The organism is Microlunatus ginsengisoli (assembly GCF_039537205.1).
Taxonomy (GTDB): domain Bacteria; phylum Actinomycetota; class Actinomycetes; order Propionibacteriales; family Propionibacteriaceae; genus Microlunatus; species Microlunatus ginsengisoli.
Map to the genome: position 1 here is coordinate 34,319 of NZ_BAABAB010000021.1, position 15,753 is coordinate 50,071.

A 15,753-nucleotide genomic window follows, 5' to 3' on the forward strand; every position below is an offset into this window, starting at 1 on the left:
CCCTCGTCTCGTGTGGGCTCGCGCTCGCTGCGCGCCTCCAGACGCTGACTTTCTCCCTCGCTCGCAGCCCAGGCACGCCGCCGCTGCCGCCGGCCTGGCGCGGGCTGCTCGTTCGGTCGGAAGACAGCGCCCGGCGCTTCGCTTGCCGACGCTCGCCCACCTAGGCCCGCGTTGACCGCACCGGAAGGATCTACTTCTTCTCGCGCCAGACGCGCTCGAACGGGAGCCGCCAGGCGTGCGGGGCGATCAGCTGGTGGATGGCGTTCGGGCCCCACGAGCCCGGCGGATACATCTTCACCGGCGGCGGGTCGGCCAGCAGCGGGGCGCTGCGCTCCCACAGGCTCTCGATGCCCTCGGCGGTGGTGAACAGGGTGTGATCGTCGCGCATCGCGTCCATGATGAGCCGCTCGTACGCCTCCAGCACGTCGGCCGCCCGGTCGGTCTCCTGGGTGGAGAACTGCATCGACAGCTTGTCCAGCTTCATCCCCGGCCCCGGGCGCTTGCCGTAGAACGACAAGGACACCTTCGACTCGTCGGCGAGATCGAAGGTCAGGTGGTCTGGACCCTGCTGGCCGACCCCGGAGCCGGGCGGGAACATCGACTTCGGCGCCTCCTTGAACGCGATCGAGATGATCCGCTGCCCCTCGGCCATCCGCTTGCCGGTCCGCAGATAGAACGGCACCCCGGCCCAGCGCCAGTTGTCGATGCCGACCTTGAGCGCGATGAAGGTCTCGGTGTCGGAGTCCCGGGCGACGCCGTCCTCGTCGCGATACCCGGTGTACTGCCCGCGGACCACGTTGCGGGTGTCGATGGGCAGCATCGAGCGGAAGACCTTGTTCTTCTCCTCGCTGATCGCGCGCGGTTCCAGCGCGGTCGGCGGCTCCATCGCCACGAAGGCCAGCACCTGGAACAGGTGGGTGACGATCATGTCCTTGAACGCGCCGGTCGCTTCGTAGAAGCTCGCCCGACGGTCCAGCCCGAGCTTCTCGGGTATGTCGATCTGGATGTGGTCGATGAACTGGCGGTTCCAGATCGGCTCGAACAGCCCGTTGCCGAACCGAAAGGCAAGGATGTTCTGAGCCGCCTCCTTGCCCAGGAAGTGGTCGATCCGGAAGATCTGGTCCTCGCGGAACGTCTCGTGCACCTGGTCGTTCAGCCGGATCGCGGATGCGAGGTCGGTGCCGAACGGCTTCTCCATCACCACCCGCGAGTTCTCCACCAGCTTCGCCTCGCGCAGGGTGTTGATCACGGCCGGCGCGGCGACCGGCGGCACGCTCATGTAGTGCAGCATCGGCACGTTGCCGCCGAGCCGCTCCTCCGACCGGGCCACGGCCGCGGCGAGCCCCTCCGCGCCGGCGGAGGTCGGCACGTAGTGCAGCTTCCCGGCGAACTGCTCCCACTGCTCCTTGGTCAGCGGCCGGTGGCTGAACTCCGACAGCGCCTGGTTGGCGAACCCCTGGAACGCCTCGTCGCTCAGATCCTCCAGCGACGTGCCGATCACCTCGATGTCGGGCGCCAGCGCCGACAGGGCCAGGTGGGCCAGACCGGGCAGGAGCTTGCGCCGGGACAGGTCGCCGGTCGCGCCGAACAGCACGATCACGTGGGGCGGGAGCTGGTCCACCGGCACCCGTGGGCGTGCTCCGGGCGCAGGGTAGGCCACCGTCTGTGCGTGAGAGTCGGGCACGGGGGTGACTCTGCCATCCCTGTGTAACGCCGACAACCCGGGGTGCTCAGGACCCGGCGGCGACCTCGACGTGCGGTCTGGACTGCCACAGCGCCCACTCACCGCTGACCGTGCTCGCGGTCCGCAGCAGCACGGGGAGGTGTCGCGACAGCAAATCCTCGGTGCTGGTCTCGGCGGCATGGACGGTCACGTTCATCGCCGCCAACACCCGGCCCGCGCCGTCGCGCACCGGGGCCGCCACCGAGCGCACGCCGGGCGCCAGCTCCTCGTCGGCGAGAGCCCAGCCGCGGGCCCGGATCTGGCTCAGCTCGGCGGTCAGCGCGGCCCGCGGCACGTCTCCCACCCCGGTGAGCCCCGACCGGGTCGGCTGGCTCAGCACGGCGGCCAGCGCGGCCGGGTCCAGATCGGCGAGCAGCACCTTGCCTTGGGACGTGACCGCGGCCGGGAACCGGCTGCCGATATCCACCCGCAGCGCGATGATCTTCGGCACCGACACCCGCGCGACGTAGACGATGTCCGAGCCGTCCAGCTGCGCCATCGACGAGGACTCCCCGGTCTGCCGGACCAGGGCCTCCAGGTGCGGCCGGGCGATCCCCCACAGCCCGAGGGACGAGGCGTAGGCGATGCCCAGCTCCAGCACCCGAGGGGTCAGGGCGAAACTGCCCTCGTCGGAGCGGACGTAGCCCAGCTCCTGCAGGGTCAGCAGCAGGCGGCGCGCGGTCGGCCGGGCCAGCCCGGACACCGCCGCCACCTCGCTGAGGCTCATCTGCGGATGTCGGGCATCGAACGCGGACAAGATGTCGAGGCCGCGGGCCAGCGCCTCGACGAAGTCCGGACCCTCGCCCCGTCCCGCCACCGCCACCTCTCCATCAGCACTCGAACTGTCGGGTCATGCCCCCGCGCCAGTCGGCTCACCGAAGATCGTCCCACGAGCGCCGCGGGTGGCATCGGACTTGAAGTCGGTGTACGTATACGGGTTGTCCAGGATCGAGTCGCCCGCCGGCATCTCCGGGTTCATCCCGGCCCGCCAGACGTCGTCGCCCATCTCCGAGATCAAGTGCTCGACCGTGGCTTCCGCGTCGCGGCGAAGCGTCGCGAGATCCGCCCCGACCAGCCGGTGCTCGTGCTTCACCACCTCGCCGCCGACCACCACGGTCTGGACGTCACCGCGCTGGGCCTGGAAGGCGACGTGGCCGTACGGGTTCAGCAGCGGGAAGCTGACCGGGGAGTTCTCGTTCCTGATCACGATCAGGTCGGCGGTCTTGCCCACCTCCAGGCTGCCGAGATCCGGACGGCGCACCGCGCGGGCACCCCCGCGGGTCGCCCAGTGCACGACCTGCTCGGCGCGGAGGCTGGACTGGGTCACGGTGTCGCCCTTGGCATGCGCCTCCAGATGCTCGCGCGCGCGGTCCGCGCCGAGGGTCGTGCGCATCGCCGAGAACAGGTCGCCGCTCCACCAGACGCTGGTGTCGTTGGACAGGGAGACGTCGATGCCGTGCCGGCGGACCTGCCAGGTGGGCGGGTAGCCCTGGCCGGCGCTCTGCTCGGACTCGGTGGAGACCGAGATCGAGCCGCCGGTGGCCGCGATCCGCTGGTAGGAGTCCGTGGTCAGCGTGGCGGCGTGGACGTACACCGTGTTCTCGTCGGCGAAGCCACCCTCGTGCATCTGCCGGATCCCGGTGTCGTTGGTGGCGCCCCAGACCCCGGCGTGGGTGGTCACCGGCAGGCCGAGCTCGCGGGCGACCTCGAACGCCGCCCGCTCGGGGAAGTTCGGATCGCCGGTGACGTCGAACGCCAGCTGGACGCCCATCCGGTCGTCGCCGGAGTCGCGCAGATCGGTGAGGAAGCGCTGCACCTCAGGCTGCGCGGTCCACTCCCAGGGACCGGCCTGGATGTTGCCGTACGCCAGCACGAACCGGCCGCGGGTCTCTCGTAGCCCGTCCACCGCAGCCTGGGCATGCTCGACGCTCTGCAACCCGTGTGACCAGTCCAGCGTGGTCGTCACGCCAGCCTCCAGCGCCTCCCAGGCGCTGATCGCGTTGCCCACCCGCATGTCCTGCGGCCGGAACCGCCGGCCGTGCTCGAGGTAGTACCAGACGAAGTACTGGGTCAGCGTCCAGTCGGCGCCGTAGGCGCGCATCGCGCTCTGCCACATGTGCCGATGGGTGTCGATCATGCCCGGCATCACGATGCCACCATGTGCGTCGATCTCGTACGCGTCCGGCGGAGACTCCACCCCGGCGCCGACCGCGGCGATCTTCCCGTCGACGACCACCACGTCGCCACCTACCAGCACCTGGTGCGCATCGTCCATCACCAATACGGTGCCGCCGCGCACCACCAGCGGCAGACCGGCCTCCGGAACGGGCTCCACTACAGCGTCGCTCATGACTCCCCCTCGAGTAGACCCCGCCCGCCGACGGGGCCGGACATCTGTCCGTATAGCGGTCGAACGACTCCACACTGCCCCGCGGCCATGGTGGTGTCAAGGAATCGCATCGCTCGAACCGTTGACACACGGAAGCCTCGGATGAATGATCGATTCGACCATGTACGGACGAGTGTCCGTAGAGCGGACATTATCTCGACCATCGGAGCAACCACGGTGACCGACCCCGATCCCGGCGACCGGCCCAGCGGACCACTCGCCGGTCTGCTGGTGGCCGACTTCTCCCGGATCCTCGCCGGCCCCTACGCGACGATGCTGCTGGCCGACCTCGGAGCCGAGGTGATCAAGGTCGAGGGGCCCACCGGGGACGACACCCGCACCTGGCAACCCCCGGTTCGCGACGGCGTCTCCACCTACTACCTCGGCGTCAACCGCAACAAGCGCTCGATCGTGCTCGACCTGAAGACCGCCGAGGACGCCGCGCTCGCCCGTGAGCTCGCCGGCCGGGCCGACGTCGTGATCGAGAACTTCCGGCCGGGCGGCCTGCGCCGGTTCGGGCTGGACTACCCGACCGTGTCCGCTGCGAACCCGAAGGTCGTCTATGCGTCGATCTCCGGGTTCGGCAGCGGCGAGCAGGGCGCCGCACTGCCCGGCTACGACCTGATCGTGCAGGCCATCTCCGGGCTGATGAGCCTGACCGGCGATCCGGACGGGCCGCCCTATCGGGCCGGCATCTCGGTCTTTGACGTGATGGCCGGACTGCACGCCACCATCGGCATCCTGGCGGCGCTGCACAAGCGGCACGAGACCGGCCTGGGCCAGCAGGTCGAGGTCAACCTGCTGTCCTCGGCGCTGTCGGGCCTGGTGAACCACTCCAGCGCCGTCGTCGCCGGCGGCGTCGTCCCGTTCCGGATGGGCAACTCCCACCCCAGCCTGTTTCCCTACGAGCCGCTCCCCTGCGCGGACGGGGACCTGATCATCACCGCCGGCAACGACGGCCAGTTCCGCAAGCTGTGCGAGGTTATCGGCGCTCCTGAGCTGATCGGCGACCCGCGCTTCGCGCACAACCAGGACCGCACCGCCCATCGAGACGAACTCCGGCCGCTGCTCGTCGCGCGGCTGGCCACCCGGACCAAGCAGGAGTGGTTCCGCGACATCATCGCGGCCGGCGTGCCGTGCGGCCCGATCAACACCCTCGACGCCGGGGTCGCGTTCGCCGAGGAGATCGGCCTGGATCCGGTGGTCGAGGTCGGCGAGGGTCCGGCGATGGTGCCCAGCGTCCGGAATCCGATCACGTTCTCCGCCGACCCGGTGGACTATCGGCTGCCGCCGCCGGGTCTGGACGAGCACGGCGCCGAGATCCGGGAGTGGCTGGCATCGTGACGGACTCAGAGCTACCTTCCCCGACGTCGCCGTCTTTCCCGACGTCCTTGGGAACGTCCGACGCCGATCGGATCCGGCTGCTCGGCCGCGACCTGACCGCGGAGCTGATGGGCCAGGTCTCGTTCGCCGAGCTTGCCTATTGGATGGTCACGCTCCGCCGTCCGAACCCGGGTCAGACCCGGGTGCTGGAGGCGGTGCTGGTCGCGCTGGCCGATCACGGCTTCACCCCGACCGCGATCGCTGCCCGCGTGACCTACCTGTCCGCGCCGGACTCGCTGCAGGGTGCGATCGCCGCCGGCCTGCTGGGTGGCGGCTCGCGCTTCCTCGGCGTGACCGAGGACTGCGGCAGCTATCTGCACGAGGCGCTGGAGGCGTACGGCGGACCGGTCCCCTCCGACGACGCCGGCTGGGATGCGCTCGCGCTGGAGACCGTGCGCACCACCCGGGCGGCGAAGCGCTTCGTGCCCGGCCTCGGCCACCCGGTGCACAAGCAGGGCGACCCGCGGACCCCCGTGCTGGTCGGGATCGCCCGGGACGCCGACTGCTACGGCCCCCACCTCGCGCTGTTCGAGGCGATCGGCCGCGTCCATGATCAGGTTCTGGGCCGGCAGCTGCCGCTGAACGGCGCCGGCGTGTGTGGTGCCGCGCTGGCCGACATCGGCATCCCGGTGCCGATGTTGCGTGGTTTCGCTCTGCTGGCCCGGTGCGCGGGCCTGCTCGGCCAGCTCGCCGAGGAGCAGCGACGACCGATCGGGATGGACGTCTACCTGACCGTCGACCGCAACGCCACCTACGTCGAACCCGAGCTCGATAACTGAACCCAGAAAGGAGAACCGGGCCGATGGCCACCATCGCAGCCGTGATCGCGTCGACGCATCACCCGTTCTACTATCGCGCGAGCACCGCAACCGGCGCGGACCGGCCGCCGTTCGCCGACGAGTGGGTCGCCAAGATCGAGACCTTCCGGGAGACCCTGACCCGGGCCCGGCCGGACGTGCTGGTGATGGTGGGCAGTGATCACTTCCACCAGCTGTGGCTGGACAACATGCCGCAGTTCCTGGTCGGCAAGGCACCGTTCTTCGACGGCAACTGGCACAACGAGGAGCGAGAGTTCGGCCTGCCCCGCTTCCACTTCCGCGGTCAGGAGGACTTGGCCACGCACATCCTGCGCAACGGGCTGGACAAGAACTTCGACCTGGCGTTCAGCAACGAGCTGCGGATCGACCACTCGATCACCTGTCCGATCATCACCCTGCGGCCGGAGGCGGACCTGCCGATCGTCCCGATCTACACCAACATCTTCGCCCCGCCGCTGCCCCGGCCGCAGCGCTTCGTCGACCTCGGCATCGCGATCCGGGAGCTGGTGGAGAGCTGGCCGTCGCAGCTGCGGGTCGCGATCATCGGCACCGGTCATCTGTCGCTCGAGCTGGGCGGGCCGCGGCAGTTCGGACCGCACGGCCCCGATCCGGAGTTCGACCGCAAGGCGGTCGAGTGGATCGCCACCGGCGACCTCGACGGCTGCCTGCGGGAGGTGACCCTGGACAGCCTGCACGCCCCGGGCAACGCGACCCACGGTTTCATGGACTTCATGCTGATGATGGGCGTCGCCGGGGCCGGGCGGGCCGCCGATCATGTCGACTCGCTCGACCTGTTCCACACCATGGAGGCGTACTTCACCTGGTATCCGGAAGGAGCCCCGGCATCATGAGTCGGTATCTGCTGGACAAGTTCCTTTATACCGTCGACCGGGACCCGGAACTGACCGAGCGCTACCGCGAGGACCCGGCCGGGACGGTCGAATGGTGGGAGGCCGAGCGGGCCAACGTGATCTTGAACTGTCACGCCGACGAGCGCAGCACCTGGCTGGCGTTCACCGCCGAGGAACGCGAGGCGCTGGCCGGCCACGATCACGTGAAGCTGTTCGAGCTCGGCGCCCACCCGTTCCTCACCCTGACCCTGTTCATCGCGATGTTCGAGCGCGACCACGGTCCGCTGGAGTACCAGATCGCCTATGCCCGCGCGATGGACCACCTCCGGCTGCCCTACCCGGACATCGCGACATGAGGGCCGCCGTCCTGCACCGGCACGGCGGGCCACCGGCGTACGAGGATCGAGACGAGCCCGTGCCGGTCGACGGCCGCGCCCTGGTCCGGGTGAGCGCCGCGCCGATCGTGCCACTGGACCTGCTCTGCGCCAGCGGTATGTCCTACTTCGGCCCGCCCGCGCTGCCGTACGTTCCGGGGGTGCAGGGCGTCGGCACCGTGCTCGACTCGGCGGTGCTCGCGGAGGGCACCCGGGTCTGGTTCGCCACCACGGCAGGGATGGCGCCCGGCGACGGCTCGATGTCGCAGCGCTGCGTGGTCGCGTCCGACGACCTCGTCCCGATCGAGGCCCCGCTGGGCGACGCCGAGGTCGCCGCGGTCGGCACCTCCGGGGTCGCGGCCTGGATGTCGCTGACCTGGCGGGCGTGCCTTCGCGACGGGGAGAACGTGATCGTGCTCGGCGCGTCGGGGATGGTGGGCCGGACCGCCGTCGCCTCCGCCCGGGCGCTGGGCGCGGGCCGGGTGGTGGCGGTCTGCCGCACCGACACGGCGCGCGAGGGTCTGGTCGCGGCCGGGGCCGACGACGTGCTGGCCACTGGCGACGACATCGACCCGACGTCCCTCACCGGGCAGATCCGGGAGGCGCTCGGCGCCCCGGCGGACGTGGTGATCGACCCGGTCTTCGGGCCGGCCGCGACCGCCGCGGCGGCCGCACTCGGGCCCGGCGGCCGGCTGGTCAACCTCGGCGGATCGGCCCACGACGTGGCCGAGTTCTCCTCCGCCGTGCTGCGCGGCCGGACCATCGCGATCCTCGGCTACACCAACAACGCGCTGAGCGCCGAGCAGCGGGCCGACGCGCTGCGTTCGGTGCTGGACGTGGTCGCTCGGCGCCCGAACCTGCTGACCTCGCGCCGGTTCCCGGCGCAGCGCTGCGCCGAGGCGTGGGCCGCCGCCGGGTCCGGAGGCAGCCGGGTGGTGCTGGAGTTCTAGCGGGAGTCCGCGAGCTCGGCCAGGCCGCCGAGCAGCAGCGTCTCGGCGAGAGCCGCCTTGCGCAGGTCGCCGAGGTGCACCGACTCGTCCACGCCGTGCATCCGCGAGTCCGGGTCGCAGACCGCCGTGACCAGCACCGTCGCCGCCGGGAACGCCTGCTGGAACTCGGCGACCATCGGGATCGAGCCGCCCTGACCCATCTCCACGACCTCGGTGCCCCAGGCCCGGGCGAAGGCGGCGCGGGCGACGTCCGCGATCGGCCCGGTGGCGGCGATCCGGCTCGGCTGCCCCGTGTCCCCCGGGTGCACGGTGACCCGGGCGCCCCAGGACGCATGACTCTCCAGGTGCTCGGTCAGCCGGGCCAGCGCGCGCTGAGCGTCGTCGCCGGGTGCGAGCCGTAGGCTGATCTTGGCTCGCGCCGACGGGATGATCGTGTTCGACGCCTGCGCGATCGGCGTGGTGTCCAACGCGATCACCGCGATCGCCGGCTTGCACCAGAGCCGGTCGACCACGCTGCCGTCGCCGATGAAGTCGACCCCGTCCAGCAGCCCGGTTTCGGCGCGCAGCCGCGCTTCGTCATAGGCCAGGTCGGGCGGCTCGCTGGTCGCGAGCCCTGCCACGGCGACGTTGCCGCGCTCGTCGTGCAGGGTCGCGAGCAACCGGCACAGGGTGGTCAGCGCGTCGGGCACGACGCCGCCGAAGCCGCCGGAGTGGATGCCGTGGTCGAGCGTGCGCACCTCGACGACGCAGTCGACCAGCCCGCGCAGCGAGGTGGTGAAGCTGGGTCGCCCGACGCCCCAGTTCCACGAGTCGGCGATGACGAAGACGTCGGCGGCCAGCGCGTCCCGGTTCTCGGCGAGCAGGGCGCCGAGCGTCGGCGAGCCGACCTCTTCCTCGCCCTCGACGAACAGCGTCACGCCGACCGGCGGGTGCCCGTCGTACGCCCGAAGCGCCGCCAGGTGGACCGCGATGCCCCCTTTGTCGTCACCCGACCCGCGGCCGTACAGCCTGCCGTCACGCTCCTCGGGCGCGTACGGCGGACTGGTCCACTGCGCCGGGTCGCCCTCCGGCTGGACGTCGTGGTGGGCGTACAGGCAGACCGTCGGCATTCCCTCGGGCGCCGGGAACCGCCCGATCACCGCGGGTGCACCGGCAGCGGCGGACACGGTTCGCACGTCCGGGCAGCCGGCCGCGCGGAACCGCTCGGCGACCTGCTCCGCCGAGCGGGCCACCTCGCCCGCGCGGGCGGGATCGGCGCTGACGGACTCGATCGCCACCAGCTGCTCGAGGTCGGCCAGGACGCCGGGCAGGACGTCGTCGATGCGTTGCTCGGGATCGATTGTCGTCACGGGCTGACCATACCGACCCGACGGGTGTAACTTTCTGTCGCCGCGAGTCGTTCGACCCGCAGATTCTTGCCGATCGAGAAGGTACGCATGACCCATCCGACCGTGAACCAGCGGACAGCCGTTCGGCTGCTCCAGGACGCCTTCAACTACGTCGTCGAGACGCAGCAGGACAACATCGCCGCCGCCGCCCAGCTCGTCGTCGCCTCGTTCGACGCAGGCGGCATCATCCAGGTGTTCGGCACCGGGCACTCCCGCAGCTTCGCGATGGAGATCGCCGGTCGGGCCGGTGGCCTGGTCCCCGCCAACAAGATCTCGCTGACCGACCTGGTTTTCCTGGGCGGCGACGAGCCGGCCAGCGCCAACGACCCGCTGCTGGAGCGGGATCCGTCGATGATCGGCCGGCTGCTCGCGCTGCAGGGCGTGAACCCGGCCGACGTCTTCATCATCTGCTCCAACTCCGGCGGCAACGGCTCGACCGTCGAGCTGGCCTCGCGGGTCAAGGCGCACGGCCACCCGCTGATCGCGGTGACCTCGCTGCAGCACACCACGAAGATCACCTCGCGGCACCCCAGCGGCAAGCGGCTGTTCGAGCTGGCTGACGTCGTCATCGACAACGGCGGGGTGTTCGGCGATGCGGCGCTGAAGCTGCCGGCCCACAACGGGGACACCCCGGTGGCGATCACCGCCACCTCGACGGTGACGTCCGCGCTGATTGCGCAGATGCTGGCGACCGAGGTCTGCGGGCTGTTGCTCGAGGCCGGCCACGAGGTGCCGGTGCTGGTCTCCGCCAACGTGCCGGGCGGCGACGAGCACAACAACGAGCTCCGGGCCCGGTTCTCCGACCGGGTGCACAGCGCTCCGTAGGGTCTCAGGGCTGGTACGGCGGGGCGACGCCCCAGCCCCAGTGCGGGACCGGAGCGTCCTCGACGACATCGGCGTCGATCGCCGAGTTGTGCAGGGCGAGCCGGGTCCCCCACTCGACGTAGCCCATGAACGCCGCCCGGAACTCCGGGTCCGCGGGCAGCCCAGCGTCGTCCGCGGCCAGGCTCATCAGGGTCGCGAACGCCAGCCGCTCCTCCGCCGTGATCTGCAGGCCGCGGTGGTGGGCCAGCATCGCCGGGTAGCCACCGAGATTGCGGGTGTAGCCGTCCGCTCCGCCGAAGACCTCGATCCACCACCGCACGACATGGTCGCGGTGGTCTCGGCTCACCCCGCCGGGGAACAGCCGGTCGAACCGGTGGTCCTGCTCGACCCGGTCGTAGAACGCCTCGATCAGACGCCGGAAGGCGTCGTCACCGCCCGCCCAGGCATGCAGGCTCGGGACCTCATCCGCCATCCGGACCTCCCGTGACGCGTAATGATGTAATCATCGCACGCCGGGAGCAAGCTGATCAGATGCCGAGCGCCTCCCGGATCGGTGCACGCCAGGTGGCGCGCAGATCGGCCAGCGACAGGCTGAACTGACCGGCGACGCCGATCGTCGGATCCTCGGTCCCGGCGACCCGCCCGAGCCGGGTCAGCGCCACGCCGTGCTCGCCGGCCAGTGCCTCGAGGTCGGCGAGCGACTCCTCGGGGAGCGAGACCAGCACCCGCCCGGCGCTCTCGGAGAACAGCGCGACGAACGGATCCGCATCCTCCGGTAGCGCGATCTCGGCCCCGAATCCCTTGCGCAGCGAGGATTCGACGATTGCCTGGGCCAGCCCGCCATCGGCGAGATCATGGGCACTGGACAGCAGCGAGCGGTGCGCGGCGGCGATCAACACCTCGGCCAGCCGCTGCTCGTGATCGAGGTCGACCACCGGCGGACGGCCGCCGAGATGGCCGTGCACGACGTCGGCCCAGACCGATCCGGCCAGTTCGTCTCGGGTCTCCCCCAGCTGGACGACCACGTCGCCCTCGGCGGAGAAGCCGATCGGCGTCCTCTTCGCGACATCGTCGATCACGCCGAGCACCCCGACCACCGGGGTCGGCAGGATCGCCACGCTGCCGGTCTGGTTGTAGAAGCTCACGTTGCCGCCGGTGACCGGAGTGCCGAGCGCCTTGCACCCGTCGACGAGACCGGCGATGGCCTCGGTGAACTGCCACATCACGGCCGGATCCTCGGGAGAGCCGAAGTTGAGGCAGTCGGTGATCGCGACCGGCCGGGCGCCGGAGGTCGCCACGTTGCGATAGGACTCGGCCAGCGCGAGCTGCGCACCGACGTACGGATCGAGGAAGGCGAACCGGCCGTTGCAGTCGGTGGCCAGCGAGACGCCGAGCCCGGTCTGCTCGTCGATCCGGAGTAGACCGGCGTCCTCCGGCTGGGCGAGAACGGAGTTGCCGCGGACGTACCGGTCGTATTGGTCGGTGACCCACGACTTGTCGCACAGGTTCGGCGAGCCGACCAGCCGGAGCAGCGTCTCGGCGAGATCGTCGCCGGTGGCCGGCCGGGCCAGCGCGTCGACGCCGTCGGCCTGGACGACGTCCTGCCAGTCCGGGCGGGCGTACGGCCGGGAGTAGACCGGGCCGTCGTGCGCCACCGAGCGCGGCGGCACGTCCACCACGGTCTCGCCGTGCCAGTCGATGATCAGGTGATCACCGTCGGTGACCTCGCCGATCACCGTCGCCTGCACGTCCCACTTCTCGCAGATGGCCAGGAACTCCACGACGTGCCGTGGCTCGACGACAGCCATCATCCGTTCCTGGGACTCGCTCATCAAGATCTCTTCGGGGCTGAGCGTGGGGTCGCGTAGCGGTACCAGGTCGAGGTCGACGTGCATCCCGCCGTCGCCGGCGCTGGCCAGCTCCGAGGTGGCACAGGACAGTCCGGCCCCGCCCAGGTCCTGGATGCCGGCGACGACCTTGGCCGCGAACAGCTCGAGGGTGCACTCGATCAGCAGCTTCTCCATGAACGGGTCGCCGACCTGGACGCTCGGCCGCTTCGCCGGGCCGTCCGCGTCGAAAGTCTCGCTGGCCAGCACCGAGACACCGCCGATGCCGTCGCCGCCGGTGGCGGCGCCGTACAAGATCACCTGGTTGCCCAGCCCGGACGCCTTGGCCAGATGGAGATCCTCGTGCCGCAGCACACCGACGCAGAGCGCGTTCACCAGCGGATTGCCGGCGTAGGTCGCATCGAACACCACCTCGCCGCCCACATTCGGCAGGCCGAGGCAGTTGCCGTACCCGCCGACGCCGGCAACGATTCCCGGCATCACCCGGGCGGTGTCCGGCGCGTCGAGCGGGCCGAACCGCAACGGGTCCATCACCCCGATCGGCCGCGCGCCCATGGCCAGGATGTCGCGGACGATGCCGCCCACTCCGGTGGCCGCACCCTGATAGGGCTCGACGAAGCTCGGGTGGTTGTGCGACTCGATCTTGAACGTGACCGCGTAGCCCTGGCCGATGTCCAGCACGCCCGCGTTCTCGCCGATGCCGGCCAGCAGCTTGCCGATCGGGGTCTCCGGCGGCAGCTCGCCGAACCGGCGCAGGTGCACCTTGGACGACTTGTACGAGCAGTGCTCCGACCACATCACCGAGTACATGGCGAGCTCTGCCGAGCTCGGCCGGCGGCCCAGGATGTCGCGAATCCGCTCGTACTCGTCGGGTTTCAGACCGAGCTCGGCCCAGGGCTGGGTCGTCTCGGGGGTTCGGGCAGCGTGCTCGACCGTGTCCACCACGCGCGCAAGGCTACCGGGCGCAATTGCTCGGCTGTGTAGGTTGATCCACCGTGAGCAGACCGCGCCTGGTGGACGTCGCCGCGCGGGCGGGAGTGTCGCGGACGACCGCGTCGGCCGCGCTGAGCGGCGGCGGCCGGATCGGCGAGGACACCCGGCAGCACGTGCTCGCGATCGCCGCCGAGATGGGCTACGAGATCAACCGACAGGCCCAGAACCTGCGGATCCAGCGGGCCGGCGCGATCGGGGTGTACGTCCCCCCGGACGCCACCGGCTACGAGTACTACCTCGCGTTCGCCTTCGGGGTCGTGGACGAGGCGATGCGCCGCGAGACCCCCGTCGTGCTGATCCCGAACGGCAGCACCGAGGCGTCCCTGGCCCGCGACCACGTCGACGGCTACATCGTCATCGACGCCCTCGACGACGACCCGCAGCTACGCCGGATCCTGGCCACCGGAAAGCCGGTCGTCTCCGCCGAGCCGCTGCCCGATGGGGTCGCAGCCGCTGCCGGCACGGTGTCGTTCGACCACGAGCAGGGCACCATCGCGCTGCTGGACCATCTGGCGGCCAGCGGCGCCCGCCGGATCGGCCTGATCAGTCCACCGCTGAACACCTCCTGGGCCCGACAGATCAACGCGGCGTACGACCGCTGGTGCACCGGCCACGACCGTGAGCGCCTGGTGGTCGGCGCACCGTTCCTGGCCGACGCCTCCAGCGTAGAGCGGCCCGTGGAGGAATTGCTCCGGCGGTCCGACCCGCCGGATGCCATCGTGGTCGCCCAAGACGGTATCGCCGCCGCGGTCGCTGCGGCCGTCACCGCGCGCGGCTACACGATCGGCACGGACCTGCTGCTGGCCGCCTGCGTCGACGGCCTTCCGGTGCGATCGTCGATCCCGCCGATCACCGCGATCGATCTCGTCCCGCGCGAGCACGGCCGGGCCTGCGCCGACCTGCTGCTGTCGATCCTCGACGCCGCGACCCCGCCCGACGGCCCCCGGACGATCACCCTCGAGCCGCGCCTCCACGCCCGCGCCTCCACCGGCGCCCCCTGACCCCCACCCCGCGAGTTGTCAGGTTCTCAGCGCGCTATAGCGCGCTGAGAACCTGACAACTCGCGGGCTTGAGCCCCTTGCGCGTGCGGAATCGATTCTGCTAATGTTCTCTCACCCGCTGCGGGATCGATCCTGCAATCGCAACCACGTCATCGCCGAGGAGCACCGACAATGCTGTCCGCAGAGATCATCGAAGCCGGCCCGATCCCCGCCTCACCGGCCCGGACAACCCGAGACGAGGGCCCGGTACTGCGCGTCGGTGTCGTGCAGCACGCCTGGGACGCCGACTCCGAGCGGCTGCTCGGCAAGCTCCACGACATGGTCGGCGCAGCGGCCGCCCGCGGCGCGCGGATCGTCTTCCTGCCCGAGATCACCCTCGTCCGCTACCCGGCCGACGGCCTGCCCACCGGCGCCGCGACCGACCTCGCCGAGGACCTCGAGACCGGTCCCTCGGTCGCGTTCGCGCGGCGGGCCGCAGCCGCCCACGACGTGTACGTCCACATCTCGGTCTATCGCACCGACGCCGGCACCGACGGGCTCGGCTCCAACACCGCCGTCATCGTCTCCCCCGACGGGCAGATCGTCGCCGCCACCGACAAGTTGCACATCCCGGTCACCGCCGGCTACTACGAGGACCACTACTTCCGCCCGGGCGCGGCCGACGGCGAGCCCTACCCGGTGCACCGGATCGACGCGCTGGACGGCGCCGCGTTCGGGCTGCCGACCTGCTGGGACGAGTGGTTCCCCGAGGTGGCCCGCAGTTACTCGCTCGGCGGTGCGAACATCGTCGTCTATCCGACCGCGATCGGCTCCGAGCCGGACCACCCCGACTTCGACACCCGCCCGCTGTGGCAGCAGGTGATCGTCGGCAACGGCATCGCCAACGGCCTGTTCATGGTCGTGCCGAACCGGACCGGCGCCGAGACCCGCCCTGACGGCACCCCGGGCAACACCTTCTACGGCTCCTCGTTCGTCTCCGACCCCTACGGCCGGGTGCTGGTCCAGGCTCCCCGGGACACCGAGGCCGTGCTCGTCGCCGACCTCGATCTGGCCCAGCGGCAGGACTGGCTCGACCTGTTCCCGCTGCTGCGCACCCGCCGGCCGGACACCTACGCTCGCCTCACCGCGCCGGTCGACCCGGATCATCCGTACGGCGAACCCGCCACCGCCCTGTCCGCCGCCCCGACCCGCTGACGCGGCGCGCCGATCCG

At 70.9% G+C, this 15,753-nt stretch carries 14 protein-coding genes; 8 read left to right on the forward strand and 6 right to left on the reverse strand.

Features of this window, described 5'->3' with window-relative positions; all coding sequences use genetic code 11:
- Positions 1–190 precede the first annotated feature (190 nt).
- Genes zwf through ABD747_RS14310 form a run of 3 tightly spaced genes read right to left on the reverse strand, consistent with a single transcriptional unit; the run spans position 191 to position 4,073 of the window.
- The gene (gene zwf / locus ABD747_RS14300) at positions 191–1,684 is read right to left on the reverse strand and encodes a glucose-6-phosphate dehydrogenase (protein WP_344805645.1); all 1,494 of its coding nucleotides are present in this window, start codon (positions 1,682–1,684) and stop codon (positions 191–193) included.
- 46 nt (positions 1,685–1,730) lie between these two features.
- Positions 1,731–2,540, reverse strand: a complete 810-nt coding sequence (locus tag ABD747_RS14305) for an IclR family transcriptional regulator domain-containing protein (RefSeq protein ID WP_344805647.1) — start codon at positions 2,538–2,540, stop codon at positions 1,731–1,733.
- Positions 2,541–2,573: 33 nt separating this feature from the next.
- Positions 2,574–4,073, reverse strand: a complete 1,500-nt coding sequence (locus ABD747_RS14310; RefSeq protein WP_344805649.1) for an amidohydrolase family protein — start codon at positions 4,071–4,073, stop codon at positions 2,574–2,576.
- Between the two features lie 216 nt (positions 4,074–4,289).
- Between ABD747_RS14310 and ABD747_RS14315 the strand changes: the two genes are divergently transcribed.
- Genes ABD747_RS14315 through ABD747_RS14335 form a run of 5 tightly spaced genes read left to right on the forward strand, consistent with a single transcriptional unit; the run spans position 4,290 to position 8,488 of the window.
- The gene (locus tag ABD747_RS14315; protein ID WP_344805651.1) at positions 4,290–5,456 is read left to right on the forward strand and encodes a CaiB/BaiF CoA transferase family protein; all 1,167 of its coding nucleotides are present in this window, start codon (positions 4,290–4,292) and stop codon (positions 5,454–5,456) included.
- Positions 5,457–5,503: 47 nt separating this feature from the next.
- Entirely contained in the window at positions 5,504–6,274 is a 771-nt protein-coding gene (locus ABD747_RS14320; protein WP_344805654.1) for a citryl-CoA lyase, read from the forward strand.
- Between the two features lie 23 nt (positions 6,275–6,297).
- Positions 6,298–7,164, forward strand: a complete 867-nt coding sequence (locus tag ABD747_RS14325) for a DODA-type extradiol aromatic ring-opening family dioxygenase (protein WP_344805656.1) — start codon at positions 6,298–6,300, stop codon at positions 7,162–7,164.
- On the forward strand, positions 7,161–7,520 hold the full coding sequence (locus tag ABD747_RS14330) for a hypothetical protein (protein WP_344805659.1): 360 nt from the start codon (positions 7,161–7,163) through the stop codon (positions 7,518–7,520). The genes ABD747_RS14325 and ABD747_RS14330 overlap by 4 nt, the downstream gene beginning before the upstream one ends.
- The gene (locus ABD747_RS14335) at positions 7,517–8,488 is read left to right on the forward strand and encodes a quinone oxidoreductase family protein (RefSeq protein WP_344805661.1); all 972 of its coding nucleotides are present in this window, start codon (positions 7,517–7,519) and stop codon (positions 8,486–8,488) included. The genes ABD747_RS14330 and ABD747_RS14335 overlap by 4 nt, the downstream gene beginning before the upstream one ends.
- Here the strand turns inward: ABD747_RS14335 and ABD747_RS14340 are convergent.
- Positions 8,485–9,837 carry a dipeptidase gene (locus tag ABD747_RS14340; protein ID WP_344805663.1) on the reverse strand — a complete coding sequence of 451 codons (1,353 nt, stop codon included), beginning with the start codon at positions 9,835–9,837 and terminating at the stop codon, positions 8,485–8,487. The genes ABD747_RS14335 and ABD747_RS14340 overlap by 4 nt on opposite strands.
- An 87-nt stretch (positions 9,838–9,924) precedes the next feature.
- Between ABD747_RS14340 and ABD747_RS14345 the strand changes: the two genes are divergently transcribed.
- Complete coding sequence (locus tag ABD747_RS14345; protein ID WP_344805665.1) at positions 9,925–10,701, forward strand: SIS domain-containing protein; 777 nt, start codon at positions 9,925–9,927, stop codon at positions 10,699–10,701.
- Positions 10,702–10,705: 4 nt separating this feature from the next.
- Here ABD747_RS14345 and ABD747_RS14350 read toward each other — a convergent pair whose 3' ends face one another.
- Together ABD747_RS14350 and purL are read right to left on the reverse strand one after the other, a co-directional pair.
- On the reverse strand, positions 10,706–11,173 hold the full coding sequence (locus ABD747_RS14350) for a group II truncated hemoglobin (RefSeq protein WP_344805667.1): 468 nt from the start codon (positions 11,171–11,173) through the stop codon (positions 10,706–10,708).
- A gap of 55 nt (positions 11,174–11,228) precedes the next feature.
- Positions 11,229–13,493 (reverse strand): phosphoribosylformylglycinamidine synthase subunit PurL, encoded by a 2,265-nt coding sequence (gene purL, locus ABD747_RS14355; protein ID WP_344805669.1) that lies wholly within the window; start codon positions 13,491–13,493, stop codon positions 11,229–11,231.
- Between the two features lie 50 nt (positions 13,494–13,543).
- On the opposite strand from purL, the gene ABD747_RS14360 reads away from it, so the two are divergent.
- Positions 13,544–14,542 carry a LacI family DNA-binding transcriptional regulator gene (locus ABD747_RS14360; RefSeq protein WP_344805670.1) on the forward strand — a complete coding sequence of 333 codons (999 nt, stop codon included), beginning with the start codon at positions 13,544–13,546 and terminating at the stop codon, positions 14,540–14,542.
- Between the two features lie 171 nt (positions 14,543–14,713).
- A complete protein-coding gene (locus ABD747_RS14365) occupies positions 14,714–15,736 on the forward strand; it encodes a nitrilase-related carbon-nitrogen hydrolase (RefSeq protein WP_344805672.1) in 1,023 nt (340 codons plus the stop codon).
- The last annotated feature ends 17 nt before the right edge of the window (positions 15,737–15,753 follow it).